This is a genomic window from Mycobacterium sp. NGS68 (assembly GCF_059812195.1).
In genome coordinates this window covers 1-14,059 of sequence record NZ_JCALCE010000049.1, presented here as the reverse complement: position 1 = coordinate 14,059, position 14,059 = coordinate 1, and the positions used below count along the sequence as shown (strand labels likewise).

12 protein-coding genes and 1 pseudogene are annotated in these 14,059 nt (G+C 70.3%); 6 read left to right on the top strand and 7 right to left on the bottom strand.

The features are described from left to right. Positions 1-19: 19 nt before the first annotated feature. Positions 20-1,435: an NAD(P)H-quinone dehydrogenase gene (locus AC5Y5V_RS29010; RefSeq protein ID WP_499942179.1), complete on the bottom strand. Its 1,416-nt coding sequence runs from the start codon at positions 1,433-1,435 to the stop codon at positions 20-22. A 76-nt stretch (positions 1,436-1,511) separates the two neighbouring features. Between AC5Y5V_RS29010 and AC5Y5V_RS29005 the strand changes: the two genes are divergently transcribed. Further along, entirely contained in the window at positions 1,512-1,991 is a 480-nt protein-coding gene (locus AC5Y5V_RS29005; RefSeq protein ID WP_499942176.1) for a gamma-glutamylcyclotransferase family protein, read from the top strand. 279 nt (positions 1,992-2,270) lie between these two features. Here the strand turns inward: AC5Y5V_RS29005 and AC5Y5V_RS29000 are convergent, their stop codons facing one another. From AC5Y5V_RS29000 to AC5Y5V_RS28985, 4 genes and pseudogenes are all read right to left on the bottom strand, one after another. Next, positions 2,271-3,149 carry a type IV toxin-antitoxin system AbiEi family antitoxin gene (locus tag AC5Y5V_RS29000; RefSeq protein ID WP_499942172.1) on the bottom strand — a complete coding sequence of 293 codons (879 nt, stop codon included), beginning with the start codon at positions 3,147-3,149 and terminating at the stop codon, positions 2,271-2,273. Positions 3,150-3,197: 48 nt separating this feature from the next. Next, complete coding sequence (locus AC5Y5V_RS28995; protein WP_499942169.1) at positions 3,198-4,367, bottom strand: M20 family metallopeptidase; 1,170 nt, start codon at positions 4,365-4,367, stop codon at positions 3,198-3,200. A 77-nt stretch (positions 4,368-4,444) separates the two neighbouring features. Beyond that, positions 4,445-5,641 (bottom strand): annotated as a pseudogene (locus AC5Y5V_RS28990) (M20 family metallopeptidase); the annotation flags it as partial. A gap of 35 nt (positions 5,642-5,676) precedes the next feature. Further along, a complete protein-coding gene (locus tag AC5Y5V_RS28985) occupies positions 5,677-6,330 on the bottom strand; it encodes a cutinase family protein (protein ID WP_499942166.1) in 654 nt (217 codons plus the stop codon). 40 nt (positions 6,331-6,370) lie between these two features. Here AC5Y5V_RS28985 and AC5Y5V_RS28980 point away from each other — a divergent pair, with 40 nt between their 5' ends. Both AC5Y5V_RS28980 and AC5Y5V_RS28975 read left to right on the top strand, forming a co-directional pair. Further along, a complete protein-coding gene (locus AC5Y5V_RS28980; protein WP_499942163.1) occupies positions 6,371-7,177 on the top strand; it encodes a purine-nucleoside phosphorylase in 807 nt (268 codons plus the stop codon). Then, positions 7,174-8,715, top strand: coding sequence for a phospho-sugar mutase (locus AC5Y5V_RS28975; protein ID WP_499942159.1), 1,542 nt, complete (start codon positions 7,174-7,176; stop codon positions 8,713-8,715). Before AC5Y5V_RS28980 ends, AC5Y5V_RS28975 begins: the two co-directional genes overlap by 4 nt. A 6-nt stretch (positions 8,716-8,721) precedes the next feature. Here AC5Y5V_RS28975 and upp read toward each other — a convergent pair whose 3' ends face one another. After that, positions 8,722-9,345 carry a uracil phosphoribosyltransferase gene (gene upp / locus AC5Y5V_RS28970; RefSeq protein ID WP_499942156.1) on the bottom strand — a complete coding sequence of 208 codons (624 nt, stop codon included), beginning with the start codon at positions 9,343-9,345 and terminating at the stop codon, positions 8,722-8,724. A 95-nt stretch (positions 9,346-9,440) separates the two neighbouring features. Here upp and AC5Y5V_RS28965 point away from each other — a divergent pair, with 95 nt between their 5' ends. Genes AC5Y5V_RS28965 through AC5Y5V_RS28955 form a run of 3 tightly spaced genes read left to right on the top strand, consistent with a single transcriptional unit; the run spans position 9,441 to position 12,714 of the window. Continuing rightward, positions 9,441-10,298 carry an alkaline phosphatase family protein gene (locus AC5Y5V_RS28965; protein ID WP_499942154.1) on the top strand — a complete coding sequence of 286 codons (858 nt, stop codon included), beginning with the start codon at positions 9,441-9,443 and terminating at the stop codon, positions 10,296-10,298. A gap of 49 nt (positions 10,299-10,347) precedes the next feature. Continuing rightward, positions 10,348-11,673 carry a protein export chaperone SatS gene (gene satS, locus AC5Y5V_RS28960; RefSeq protein ID WP_499942152.1) on the top strand — a complete coding sequence of 442 codons (1,326 nt, stop codon included), beginning with the start codon at positions 10,348-10,350 and terminating at the stop codon, positions 11,671-11,673. A 57-nt stretch (positions 11,674-11,730) separates the two neighbouring features. Then, positions 11,731-12,714 (top strand): VWA domain-containing protein, encoded by a 984-nt coding sequence (locus tag AC5Y5V_RS28955; RefSeq protein WP_499942151.1) that lies wholly within the window; start codon positions 11,731-11,733, stop codon positions 12,712-12,714. Between the two features lie 16 nt (positions 12,715-12,730). Here AC5Y5V_RS28955 and AC5Y5V_RS28950 read toward each other — a convergent pair whose 3' ends face one another. Beyond that, positions 12,731-13,738, bottom strand: coding sequence for a VWA domain-containing protein (locus AC5Y5V_RS28950; protein ID WP_499942149.1), 1,008 nt, complete (start codon positions 13,736-13,738; stop codon positions 12,731-12,733). Positions 13,739-14,059 lie beyond the last annotated feature (321 nt).

Genomic DNA, 14,059 nt, shown 5'->3' with positions numbered 1-14,059 from the left:
TCGTTGGTCATTCGGTCGTCTAGTCCAGGTCGTCGTGGGCCATCAGGCGCCGGGCCGCCTCGGTGATCGAGCCCGACAGGGACGGGTAGACGGCCAGCGTCTGCGCCAGCTCGTTGACGGTGATGCGGTTGGTCACCGCGACGGCAATGGGCAGGATCAGCTCCGACGCGATCGGCGCCACCACCACGCCGCCGATCACCACGCCGGTGGACTTGCGGCAGAAGATCTTGACGAAACCCTGGCGGATGCCCGACATCTTGGCCCGCGCGTTGGTGCGCAACGGCAGCATGATGGTCCGCGCGCTGAACGACCCGTCGTCGATCGCCGACTGCGGAACGCCCACCGCGGCGATCTCCGGCCTGGTGAACACTGTCGCAGCCACCGTCCGCAGCCTGATCGGGCTGACGCCCTCGCCCAGCGCGTGATACATCGCGATGCGGCCCTGCATCGCGGCGACCGAGGCCAGCAGCAGCAGGCCGGTGCAGTCGCCGGCGGCGTAGATGCCGGGCACCGACGTGCGCGACACCCGGTCGACGGTGAGGTAGTCGCCCTTGCCGAGCTCGATGCCGACCCGCTCCAGGCCGAGGCCGCTGGTGTTGGGCACCGAGCCGATCGTCATCAGCGCGTGGCTGCCCTCGACGGCGCGGCCGTCGGTCATTTTCACCAGGACCCCGTTGGCGGTGCGGGTGACCGATTCGGCGCGGGCGTTCTTGAACAGCTGGACACCGCGTTCGGCGAACGACTCCTCCAGCACCGCCGCGGCGTCGGCGTCTTCGTAGGGCAGCACCCGGTCCCGGCTGGCCGCCACCGACACCTGCACCCCCAGCTCGGTGTAGGCGTGCACGAACTCCGCGCCGGTGACGCCGGAGCCCACCACGATCAGGTGCTCCGGCAGCTCTTTGAGGTCGTAGAGCTGGCGCCAGGTCAGGATGCGTTCGCCGTCGGGCTGGGCGCTCGGCATGATGCGCGGACTGGCCCCGGTGGCGATCAGCACCACGTCGGCGTCGTGCTCGCTGGTCGAGCCGTCCGCGGCGGTGGACCTGATGCGGTGGCTGGCCATCCCGGGGACCGGGTCGATCAGCTCGCCGCGGCCGGCGATCATCTCGACGCCGACGCTGCGCAGCTGGGCGGCGATGTCGGCGGACTGGTCGGCGGCCAGGGTCTTGACCCGGGAGTGGATCTGCGGCAGCGAGATCTTCGCGTCGTCGATGTCGATCTCGAAGCCGAGCCGCGGCGCGCGGCGCAACTCGGTGCGCAGGCCCGTCGAGGCGATAAACGTCTTGGACGGCACGCAGTCGTCCAGGACCGCCGCCCCGCCGACGCCTTCGGAGTCGATCACGGTGACGTGGGCGGTGTCGGGATGAGAGGTCGCGGCGACCAGTGCGGCCTCGTATCCGGCCGGGCCGCCGCCGATGATCACGATGCGGGTCACCACAGCCCTTAACCTAGCTTGGCGCGGCCTTGCGCGTGCGGTAGAGCCGCATGCCCGAAGCGGCGTCTAAGATTTCCCCGTGCCGCTCTACGCCGCCTACGGCTCGAACATGCATCCCGAGCAGATGCTGAAGCGGGCACCCCACTCGCCGATGGCCGGAACGGGCTGGTTGCCCGGGTGGCGGCTCACGTTCGGCGGCGAGGACATCGGCTGGGAGGGGGCCCTGGCCACCGTCGTCGAAGATCCCGATTCGCGGGTGTTCGTCGTGCTCTACGACATGACGCCGTCGGACGAGATGAACCTCGACCGCTGGGAGGGCTCCGAGTTCGGCGTGCACAAGAAGATCCGCTGCCGCGTGGTGCGCGAGTCGTCGGACACCACGATCGACCCGGTGCTGGCGTGGCTGTATGTCCTGGACGCCTGGGAGGGCGGGCTGCCGTCGGCGCGCTATCTGGGCGTTATGGCCGACGCGGCCGAGATCGCCGGTGCGCCCGACGATTACGTGCATGACCTGCGCACTCGTCCCGCTCGCAATATCGGCCCCGGGACCGGCGCGTAGGTCCTCCACCCCACACCACCCGCGAGCGTGCACGCCCCACGCTGTTGCGCGCGGCCCTCACCCGTCGCGAGGCCGGCAATATGACGCCCCTCACCCGACGACTTCACGCTGCGCCCGTCGCGAAGGCGCTCAAATTCGCAGAAAACCCGCCAAAACCCGACAATATGAGGCCCCTCACCGGCCGGGCCTGCAATTTGAGGCCCCTCACCCGCGAAAACCCGACAATTTGAGGCCCCTCACCGGCCGAGCCTGCAATTTGAGGCCCCTCGCGCGACGACTTCACGCCGCGGCCCGCGCGAACTCCAACCTCGAATGCAGGCGCCGCACGAGTTGGGCCGGTCGATATCGGACGTCGTCGAAGATCATCGGCATCGACACCCAATGCACATCTTGCAGCGCGGTGGTGCGCTCACGGTCGTAGCGGAATGCGTCCGGCCCGCTGTGCCAATCCAGGCCGTCGTACTCGGCGGCAACGCGAAGCTCGGGCCAGGCGAAATCGAGGCGCCAGATGCGGCCATTGAGGTCCTTGACCTCGAATTGCAGCACGGGCGGTGGCAGTCCGCCGTCGTGCATAACCAACCTGGCCTCGCTTTCCATCGGTGACTCCGCCAGCGGGTTCGCCAGGCCCAGCATTTCGCGGGCGGTGACGACACCCCGCCGGCCGGACTGCAATTCAAGCGCCGCCTCCAGGTCGTCGCGGGTGCATGTGCCGCTGCGGAGCGCGGCGTCCAGCGTCGCCAACGCTCGCGGCCGGCCCAGTGAGCGGGCCACCTCGATCGCCGTCCACGCGGGCGCGGTCGCGGGCCTTGCGCCGACGACGGTAAGCGGCGCACCATCGCGCCGGTGCACAACCAGGCCGGCCGCCGAATGCAAGCGCCGGCCGACGGGGTTGAGCACGTGCAACTCCGGCCGTAGTTCGGTGTCGAAGCCGTAGGCCGCCGCGGCGGTGTCCATGCACGCAGCGACCGTCGTACCCGTCGCGAGGTCGAGTCCGCGCAGCCGCAGCCCGGCGGTCAACTCCCCGCGACCGTATACACCGTGCCAAACCTTCCGCAGCGCACCGCGTTTCAGGCTTCCGCGGGTGAGGAAAGCCAACGCCTGAGTCGACGTGACGACTCCGCCCTGCTCATCGAGCAGCCGGCACAGCTCGGGATGCATGCCCGCAATCGTGGGCACACCGTTGGTCGCCCACAATTCACCCCCGCCCTAGAACAGCGCCGCCTGCTCGATGATGTTGACCAGCACCCGCACGCCGACGCCGAGCGCCCGCTCGTCGAGGTCGAACGTCGGCTGGTGCAGGTCCAGCTGCGGACCCTCGCCGGACCACACGCCGAGCCTGGCCATCGCGCCGGGGATTTCCTCCAAGTACCAGGAGAAGTCCTCGCCGCCGCCGGATTGCCGGGTGTCGGCCAGCACGTCGGGGCCGACGGCCTCGATCGCATGGGTGAGGATGCGCGTCGAGATGTCCTCGTTGACCACCGGCGGCACGCCGCGGCGGTACTCCAGCGAGTGTTCGATCTCCAGCGGCGACAGCAGGCCCGTGACGGCCTGGCGGATCATGCCCTCAAGGTCGACCCAGGTCTGGCGGCTCGCGGTGCGCACGGTGCCGGCCAGCACACCGGTCTGCGGTATGGCGTTGGGCGCCACGCCCGCATTGACCGCACCCCACACCAGCACCGTGCTGTTACGCGGGTCGATGCGGCGCGACAGCACCCCGGGCAGCCCGGTGATCAGCGTGCCCAGCGCGTAGACCAGGTCGGCGGTCAGGTGCGGGCGCGACGTGTGCCCGCCCGGCGAATACAGCTGGATCTCGATCTGGTCGGCCGCCGACGTGATGGGCCCCTGCCGGACGGCGACCTTGCCCACCTCCAGCCGGGGGTCGCAGTGCAGCGCGAAGATGCGCGAGGCACCGGCGATCGCGCCGGCCGCGATCGCGTCGATGGCGCCGCCGGGCATCAGCTCCTCGGCGGCCTGGAAGATCAACCGCACCCCGACGGGCAGCTCGGCGACCGACGACAACGCCAGCGCGGTGCCCAGCAGGACGGCGGTGTGGGCGTCGTGGCCGCAGGCGTGCGCGACGCCCGGCATCGTCGAGGCGTACGGCGCGCCCGTGCGCTCGGTCATCGGCAGCGCGTCCATGTCCGCGCGCAGCGCGATCCGCGGCTGATGCTCGGGCCCGAAATCGCAGACCAGCCCCGTGCCGAGCGGCAGCACCTTGGGGTTGAGACCGGCTTCGACCAGCCGCTCGCAGACGAACTGCGTGGTCGCGTACTCCTGGCGGCCCAGCTCGGGGTAGCGGTGGATGTGCCGGCGCCAGGCGACCAGGTCGTCGTAGTGTGCGGCCAGCCAGGACTCGGCGGTGTCGACCAGGCTCATACGGCCGACGCCCTAGTCGATGGTCGCGACCCGCTAGTCGATGGTCGCGACCCGCTGCGCCCGGCTTCGCCGCGCTTGCGATCGCTCCGACGCTGTAGGGCCTCCAGCACCCGATCCCGTTCGGCGGGCGTCTGCGCGAGTTGCACGATCGTGCGCGCGAGCATGATCGCGCCGTCGACGACGGCACGGTCCGCGCTGGGCCCGGCGGCCGCCGTGGCGAAGGCGCGCTGATGGACGGTCGCGCCGCCGGCGTCGACCCCGATCACCGGGTGGATCCCCGGCAGCACCTGCGTCACGTTGCCCATGTCGGTGCTGCCCAACGGCAGCGCCGCCTCGATGTCGGCCGACACCGGGTCGCGGCCGAGCCGGCGCATCTCCTCGCGGCACACGTCGGCCAGCCACGCGTCGGGTTTGAGCTCCGCGTATGCCGGTGCGGGCGTGGTGATCTCGTATTCGCAGCCGGCCGCCAGCGCGCCCGCGGCGAAGCAGGCGAACATCCTGCCCTCCAGCTGGCGCAGCGAGTCCGACTCGATCGCCCGCATTGCGTACTGCAACACCGCGCGGCCGGGGATGACGTTGACCGCCTGCCCGCCGTCGGTGACGATGCCGTGCGTCAGCTGTCCGGGCGCCATCTGCTGCCGCAGCACGCCGATAGCCACCTGCGCCACGGTGACGGCGTCGGCGGCGTTGATCCCCAGATGCGGGGCGACGGCGGCGTGCGACTCCTTGCCCCGGTACTCGACGGTGACCTCGGACAGGGCCAGCGACCGCGCCCCGGCGATGTCGGTCGGGCCGGGATGCACCATCACCGCCACCGCGACGTCGTCGAACGCCCCCGCCTGCAGCATCAGCGCCTTGCCGCCGCCGGACTCCTCGGCGGGAGTGCCCAGCAGCGCGACGCGCAGGCCCAGGTCGTCAGCGACTTCGGCCAGCGCCAGCGCCGCGCCTACGGCCGACGCCGCGATGATGTTGTGGCCGCAGGCATGCCCGATCTCCGGCAGCGCGTCGTACTCGGCGCACACGCCGACGACCAACGGCCCGCTGCCGAAGTCGGCCCGAAAGGCGGTGTCCAAACCGGCAGCGGGCGAGGTGATTTCGAAGCCGCGCTCGGCGACCAGCGCCCGCGCCTTGGCGCAGCTGCGGTGCTCGTGGAACGCCAGCTCCGGCTCGGCGTGGATCGAGTGGGACAACTCGACAAGGTCGGCGCCACGACGCCGCACTACGTCCTCAACGTTGTCCTCAACGTTGTCCTCAACGTTGTCCAAGGCAGGCATGTTCGCAGTATCTCACCGCGGCGCGACGGTGACGATCAAACTCGTCCGGCGATAAAACCCGCCGCCTGGCCGGGGTACGGCGGCACCTGGTACTCGTCGTGCGCCTCCCGGTCGCGACCGCCGACGACGCAGACCGGGTCGCCGGGGCTGCACAGGTCGATGGCGCGCCCCGCGAACGCGCCGGCCGTCGAAAGCGGCGTGTTGAAGCGGTTGCCCGGATTGCCGAACACGGCGACCGCGGCGACCTTGCCGGTCAGACCCGGGTCCAGCGGTGGGGCCGACCCGAAGTTGCCGATGCGCTGGCCCAGGGGCGGCACCCCCGCCAGCATCGACACGGCGGCGGCGCCCTGCGAGAAGCCGCCGAGCACCAGCCGCGTCGCGGGGCACTGCTCGGCCATGAAGGCGATGTGATCCCGGGCGTCGTTGGCGGCGTCGCCGGTGGTCAGGAAGTTGTAGCTGGCCGCGTAATTAACAGGGTAAGCCCCCACGACACGCCCACCGAGGGCGGGCTGCAGCGCGGCGAACAGCGCGTCGCCGACGCGCCCCATGCCGGGCGGCTCGGCGGTGCCGCGCGCGAAGATCAGTTCGACGTCCGGACACCCGTCGGCGCGCGCCGTCGGTGCTGACACCGAAACGACTGCCGCCACGGCAAGAACGAGGCCGAGCACCGGCCATCTGTGAAAACCCATGCGGGAGATCCTCACATATGCGGCACTAAGCTCGCCAAGTGTGACGGCTCCGCTGGATCTCGCCCGCCGGGCCCGCCAGGCGGCCCAGGTGATCGCCGAGCTCACCGGCGCCCCCGAGCACGACGTCGCGATCATTCTCGGCTCTGGATGGGCCCCGGCCGTTGCGGCCCTGGGCTCGCCGACCGCGATCGTGCCGATGGCCGATCTGCCCGGGTTCACCCCGCCGAGCGCCGTCGGACACATCGGCGAGGTGATCTCGATGCGCATCGGCGAGCACCGGGTGCTGGTGCTGGCCGGCCGCGTGCACGCCTACGAGGGCCACGACCTGAGTCACGTCGTGCATCCGGTGCGGACGGCGTGCGCGGCGGGGGCGGGCATCGTCGTGCTCACCAATGCGGCCGGCGGGCTGCGCGCGGGCCTGACGGTCGGCCAGCCGGTGCTGATCAGCGACCACCTGAACCTCACCGCACGCTCGCCGCTGGTGGGCGCGGAGTTCGTCGACCTGACCGACGCGTACTCCCCGCGGCTGCGCCGGCTGGCCCGCGACGCCGATCCCCAGCTGGCCGAGGGCGTGTACGCGGGCCTGCCCGGCCCGCACTACGAAACCCCCGCCGAGATCCGCATGCTGCGCACGCTGGGCGCCGACCTGGTGGGCATGTCGACGGTGCACGAAACCATCGCCGCACGCGCGGCCGGCGCCGAGGTGCTGGGCATATCGCTGGTCACCAACCTGGCGGCCGGCCTCGCCGACGAGCCGATCAGCCACGCCGAGGTGCTGGCCGCCGGCGCCGCATCGGCGACGCGGATCGGCTCCCTGCTGGCGGACGTCATCGCCCGAGTGCCGTGACGCCGCAGGAGTGGATCGCGCACGACCCCGACCCGGCGACGGCCGCGGAGCTCGCCGCCTGCGGGCCCGACGAACTCGCGGCGCGCTTCGCCCGCCCGCTGACGTTCGGCACCGCGGGGCTGCGCGGCCCGGTGCGCGGCGGCCCCGACGCGATGAACCTCGCGGTGGTGCTGCGTGCCACCTGGGCGGTGGCGCGGGTGCTCACCGAACGCGCCGACGCGCCGCCGAAGACGGCGGTAGTGGGCCGCGACGCCCGGCACGGGTCCGACGCGTTCGCGCGCGCTGCGGCCGAAGTCCTTGCCGCCGCGGGCTTTTCGGTGCTGTACCTGCCCGATCCGGTGCCCACGCCGGTGGTGGCGTTCGCGGTGCGTGTCACCGGCGCGGCCGTCGGGATACAGATCACCGCGTCGCACAACCCGCCGTCCGACAACGGCTACAAGGTGTACCTCGACGGCGGCATGCAGATCGTCCCTCCCGCCGACCGCCGGATCGAGGCCGCGATGTCGACCGCTCCCCCGGCCGACGAGATCGCCCGCCGGCCCGTGCAAGCGACCGCTTCCGGCCTCCTGGAGCGCTACATCGAGCGCGCGGCGAGCGTGCGGCGCGGCACCGGGTCCATCCGGATCGCCCTGACGCCGCTGCACGGCGTGGGCGGTGCGGTGGCCGTAGAGACCCTGCTGCGGGCCGGGTTCGACGACGTGCACGTGGTCGCGGAACAGTTCGCGCCGGACCCCGACTTCCCCACCATCGCGTTCCCCAACCCCGAAGAACCGGGCGCCACCGACGCGCTGCTGGCCCTGGCCGCGGACGTCGGGGCCGACGTGGCGATCGCCCTGGACCCCGACGCCGACCGATGCGCCGTGGGAATACCCGAGCCGCAGGGGTGGCGCATGCTCTCCGGCGACGAAACCGGTTGGCTGCTCGGCGATTACATCCTGTCCCAGCCCTCGGATCGCCCCCGGACCGTGGCCAGCACGGTGGTGTCGTCGCGGATGCTGGCGGCGATCGCCGCCCACCACGGCGCGGCGTACGTGGAGACGCTGACCGGGTTCAAGTGGCTGGCCCGCGCCGACGCGGAGGCGCCCGGCACGCTGGTCTACGCCTACGAGGAGGCGATCGGGCACTGCGTCGACCCCGCCGCGGTGCGCGACAAGGACGGCATCAGCGCCGCGGTGCTGGTCTGCGATCTGGTCGCCGCCCTCGACGGTCGCACGGTGCCCGACCTGCTCGACGACCTGGCGCGTCGGCACGGCGTGCACGAGATCGCGGCGGTGTCGCGCCGGGTCGCCGATCCCGACGAGGCCGCCGCGCTGCTGCGACGGCTACGCGCCGCGCCGCCGGGCCCGCTGGCGGACTGCACTATGAGCGAGGTCGCCGACGTGCTGATCTTCACCGGCGACGACGCCGACACGTCCGTGCGGGTGGTGGTGCGGCCGTCGGGAACCGAGCCCAAGTTGAAGTACTACCTGGAGGTGCGCTGCGCGGACCGGCAGCAGGCGCGGGCACGGCTGCGCGAACTGGTCCGCGCGCTGACCTAACCCAAATCAACGAGGCCCGAACTGGCGATCCCCCGCGTCGCCGAGCCCCGGCACGATGTAGGCGACCTCGTTGAGCCCGTCGTCGACCGCGGCGGTGAACACCCGCGCGTCGGGCGCGATGTTCTCAACGGCCGCAAGACCTTCCGGCGCCGCCACCACGCACAGCACGCTGATGTCGGTCGCGGCGCGGCGCTGCAGCAGGCCGATGGTGTGCGCCATCGACCCCCCGGTGGCCAGCATCGGGTCGAGCACCAGGATCGGAAGTCCCGCCAGGTCGTCGGGCAGCGACTCCAGGTACGGCACCGGCCGCGCGGTCTCCTCGTCGCGCGCGATGCCGACGAATCCCACGGTGGCCTCCGGCAGCGCCGCGTGCGCCTCGTAGACCATGCCCAGCCCGGCGCGTAGCACCGGGACCAGCAGCGGCGGTTTGGCCAGCCGTGACCCCGTCGTCGCCGCCAGCGGCGTGCGGATCGGCACCGGCTCGGTGGGCGCGTCCCGGGTGGCCTCGTAGACCAGCATCAGCGTCAGCTCCCGCAACGCGGCCCGGAACGTGGCGTTGTCGGTGCGTTCATCGCGCAACGCCGTCAGGCGTGCCGCGGCCAACGGGTGGTCTATGACGCTCACATGCACCACATAAGAATCGGACGTGGCCCGGGATATCACAATTCGAAGTAGCGCACGCGTCCGTCCCGGCCCGAAGCCGCTCCCGTTCATATACTCCCCGGATGCGAGCCCCGCGGCTGTTCGGCGCGATGGCTGCGGTAGCGGCGATAGCGGCGCTGGCGTGCCCGTCGGGCCCGCGGGTGCATTTGGCCGCGGCCGCGCTTCCGACACCCGCGCACATCGTGATCGTGGTGGAGGAGAACCGCTCGCAGTCCAGCATCATCGGCAATCGGTCGGCTCCGTTCATCAATGCGCTGGCCGCCGGGGGCGCGATGATGGCCCAGTCCTTCGCCGAGACGCACCCCAGCGAACCCAACTACCTGGCGCTGTTCGCGGGCGACACGTTCGGCGTGACGAAGGACAGCTGCCCCATCAACGGCGGCGCCCTGCCCAACCTGGGCTCCGAATTGCTGGCCGCCGGTCAGAGCTTCGCGGGCTTCGCCGAGGACCTGCCGGCGGTCGGCTCGACGGTCTGCAGCGCGGGCAAGTACGCGCGAAAGCACGTGCCGTGGGCCAACTTCAGCAATATCCCGCCAGCGAACTCGCTGCCGTTCTCGGCGTTTCCGGTGGGCAACTTCGCCAGCCTGCCGACCGTCTCGTTCGTCATTCCCAACAACGACAACAACATGCACGACGGCTCGATCGCCCAGGGCGACGCCTGGCTGAATCGCCAGCTCTCCGGATACGCCAACTGGGCCAGGGCCAACAACAGCCTGCTGATCGTGACCTGGGACGAGGACGACGGCGGCAGCCGCAACCAGATCCCGACGGTCTTCTACGGCGCGCACGTGCAGCCCGGCACCTACAACGAGCAGATCAGCCACTACAACGTGCTTTCCACCGTCGAGCAGATGTACGGGCTGCCCAAGACCGGCAAGGCGGCGAACGCGCCCGTCATCGCCACCATTTGGGGCGGGTAACCGCCACCGGGACGGGGCGGCGAACGTCGTCGTCGCTATTCTGTGCCGCATGGTTGCTGCTCTCGTGCCCATCCGCCTCAGCCTGTCCGAAGGTGACCGCTACACCGTGTGGGCACCGCGCTGGCGCGACGCCGGCGACGAGTGGGAGGCGTTTCTGGGCAAGGACGAGGACCTGTTCGCCTTCGAGTCCGTCGCCGACCTGGTCGCGTTCGTGCGGACCGATTCCGACAACGACCTCGTCGACCACCCCGCGTGGGAGCTGTTGACCGCGGCGCACGCGCACAACCTCGATCCCGCCCCCGACAAGGAATTCGACCTGGTCGCCGTCGAGGAACTCGTGGCCGAGAAGCCCACCGAGGAGTCGGTGAAAGCGCTGGCCGGAGCGCTGGCGATCGTGTCGTCCATCGGGTCGGTGTGCGAGCTGGCGGCGGTGTCCAAGTTCTTCAACGGCAACCCCACGCTGTCCACGGTCTCCGGCGGCATCGAATATTTCACTGGCAAGGCGGGTCAGAAGCGCTGGAATGCGCTCGCCGAGATCATCGGGCGCAGCTGGGACGACGTGCTCGGCGCGATCGACGGCATCATCAGCACCCCCGAAGTGGACTCCGAAGCTTCGGAGAAGGCCGCCGAGGAGCTGGAAGAGGAGATCGAAGAGGAAGAAGAGGAGGCCGCCGAAGAAGCTGAAGACGCCTCCGACGAGACCGACGAGGACGAGGCCGAAGACGACGAAGAGGCCGCCGAAGAAGAGTCCGCCGAAGAAGAGTCCGCCGAAGAAGAAGACGAGGAGCCGGCCCGCGCCGCCGGGGACACCGTCGTACTGGGCGGCGACGAGGACTTCTGGGCGCAGGTGGGCATCGACCCGATCCGGATCATGACCGGCGCCGGCACCTTCTACACGCTGCGCTGCTACCTGGACGAGCAGCCCATCTTCCTGGGCCGCAACGGCCGGATCAGCGTGTTCACCTCCGAGCGCGCCCTGGCCCGCTATCTCGCCGACGAACACGACCACGACCTGTCCGACGTGAGCACCTATGACGACATCCGCACCGCCGCCACGGACGGCTCGCTGACGGTCGATGTCACCGACGACAACATCTACGTGCTCAGCGGGCTGTCCGACGATATCGGCGACGGCCCCGACGCCGTGGACCGCGAGCAGCTGGACCTGGCGGTCGAGTTGCTCCGCGACGTCGGCGAGTACTCCGAGGAGAGCACGGTCGACAAGGCGCTGGAAACCAGCCGGCCGCTGGGCAAGCTGGTGGCGTACGTGCTCGAGCCCGACTCGGTGAGCAAGCCCACGGGCTCGTTTGCCGCGGCGGCCCGCGAGTGGGACAAGCTGGAGCAGTTCGTGGAGGGACGCCTGCGCCGCGAATAGACTGTCGGCAAGTGCCCGCCGGCAGACCAAAGGGCGGCCGAGCGGGAGGTGAGTACAGTGTCGCTGCCTGGCATCGGTCCGCTACCGCTCGGTCAGTTCCAGCGACCGGCCATGCTCCTGTTCGCCCTGATCCCCCTGGCCCTGCTCGGGGTCTACGTCATGGTCCAGGCCCAGCGCAAGAAGCGCCTGCACCGGTTCACCGAGGCGCACGTGCAGCAGCCGCTGTGGCGGCACATTCCGATCGCCCTGGCGCTGCTGTCCCTGTTCCTGCTCACCATCGCGCTGGCCACGCCGACCCACGACATGCGCATACCGCGCAACCGCGCCGTCGTCATGCTGGTGATCGACGACTCGAACTCCATGCGGGCCACCGACGTCGAGCCCACTCGCCTGAAGGCCGCGCAGGACGCGGCGATCAAGTTCGCCAACGAGCTGACCCCGGGCATCAACCTGGGGCTGGTCGGCTTCGCGAAGACGCCGTATCTGCTGGTTCCGCCGACCCCGCACCACCAGGCGACCGTCGAGGCGCTGCCGAAGCTCCAGTTCGGCGACGGCACCGCCACCGGTCAGGCCATCTTCACCGCCCTACGTGCCATCGAGTCCTCGGCCGTCGCCGCGGGTGACAAACCGCCGCCCGCACGCATCGTGCTGCTTTCCGACGGCGCCGCGAACAAGCCGCCGAACCCCAGCGACCCGCACGACGGCGTCTACACCGCGGCGCGGTTGTCCAGGGATCACGGCGTGCCCATCTCGACGATCACCTTCGGTACCAAGGCGGGCACCATCGAACTCGATAAGCAGCGGGTGAACGTGCCGGTCAATGCGGACCAAATGAAGACCGTCGCGCGGCTGTCCGGCGGGCAGTCCTACACGGCGTCCAACCTCGGCGAACTCAATCGCATCTACGACAACATCGAGCAGGAGATCGGATACCGCACGGTGGCCGGGCCGGGCAGTTCGGGGTGGCTGCGCCTCGGTGCCGGCGTGGCATTCATCGCCGCGATTGCCGCGTTGCTGCTCAACCGGCGTTTGCCTGTCTGACGGCCGGGTTGACGCCCTAGGCCGGGATCCTGCGGTTGACGTACAGCCCGGCCAGGACGGCGCCCGCCAGCACGACCGCGCCGAGCAGGATCCAGGCGCTGCTGGCTTCGCCGCGCACGGTTTCATAGCCGATCTGCTGCTGCAGCGTCGCGTATACCTCTTTGAGCGATTCCAGGCTGTTGGCGTGGAAGGCCTGGCCGTCGGTGATCTCGGTGATCTTCTTCAAGGTCTGGTCGTCGACGGGCACCGGGATCGTGGAGCCGTTGAATTCCACCGTGCCGTAGGGCGTGCCGAACGAGATGGTCGAGATCTGCACGCCCTGCGACTTGGCCGCGCGGGCGGCGGTGAAGGCCCCCTGCGGGGCATTCGGGTCCAGCGGCACGTTTTCGGCGCCGTCGGACTCCAGGACGATGCGGGCGGGCGGCGGACCGTCGCCGCCGCCCATTACCGAGCCGACGGCCGCGATCGCCTGCAGCGCGGTGAAGATGCCTTCGCCGGTGGCAGTCTTGGGGGCCGGCTGGAGGCTGTCGATCGCCGACTTAACGGCGCCGCGGTTGGTCGTGGGTGAGACCAGCAGCGTCGCGGTGGCGGCGAATTCCACCAGGCCGAGGTTGATCGCCGGCGTCAGCTGGTCGGCGAACTGCTTGCCGGCCTCTTTCGCCGCGGCGAGGCGGGTCGGCGGGACGTCGGTGGCTGCCATGGACTCCGAGACGTCGATGACGAGGACCACCACGGCCCGGTTGAGCGGAATCCGCACGTTCGACGTCGGGCCGGCCATTGCCGTCGTCAGCAATACCAGCGCCGCGACGAGCAGGATCGTGGGCAGGTGACGCCAGCGGCCGCGGCGGGCCGGCGCGATGGCGTCGAGCAGCTCCATGTTGGCGAATCGCAGCACCCGTCGACGGCGCATGAGCAGCACCGCGACATACACGCCGACCAGCAGCAACACCAGGATCAGGAGCAGGAAGAACCAGGCATGCTGGAAGCCGGTGAGCGATATCGGGCCCAACAATGGCAACTTCACGTCACCAACTTACGTATTCGTGGCGCCGCCGCGCCAAACGCTCCTCGTCGCAGGCCAAGACATCGCACAAACTTGTCACACGTCGGTGGCATACTCGTACATATGTTCGATGAATCTTTCCGGTCTGACCGGCCTCGTGCGTTGTTGGGATGGTGGGCGCGGCCCGCGCCGCCACCGTCGCCCAACCCGCCGACGGCAGCCCACCACCAGACCCGACGACGAACCCCCGCCGTTCTGATACTTGGTCTGGGTGCCAAGAAACTTCCAAGTCACTGTGGCTTGTGTTGATTTGACCGTCCGGTACGACGGTCGATGAGTAGC